Raw genomic sequence first — 312 nt, forward strand, 5'->3', positions numbered from 1 at the left:
CATTTTCCCAGGTGCCGGACCAGCCTGCATACCAGTCGAGCTCCATACTGCCCTGACCAAATTCGATATTGGAGCCCCATACCCCCAGATACCAGCCTTGGGTGTGGCTAATATCAATGCCGCCCTGAATGGCGGGGCCTTGGTCGGTTTGGGAAATGCCGCGAAATTGGTAGTCGCTGGCCAAGGTCAGATTGGCCTGGCTTTGCCATTGCTGGGCCTGGGCAGTAAAAGCCAAGGTCAGGCTTAACGGCAGTGAAAAACGTGTAAATGTAATCCAAGACATAATGCTTCCTTTATTTAAAACACCTGGTG

General features: G+C 52.2%; 1 protein-coding gene. It reads right to left on the bottom strand.

Annotation, left to right across the window (positions count from 1 at the left end):
• A partial coding sequence (locus J0A66_RS22575; protein ID WP_241264392.1) for a TorF family putative porin occupies nucleotides 1-283 on the bottom strand: 283 nt, incomplete at its 3' end.
• Nucleotides 284-312 lie beyond the last annotated feature (29 nt).

It is taken from the genome of Bowmanella dokdonensis, from assembly GCF_017254865.1.
Taxonomy (GTDB): domain Bacteria; phylum Pseudomonadota; class Gammaproteobacteria; order Enterobacterales; family Alteromonadaceae; genus Bowmanella; species Bowmanella dokdonensis.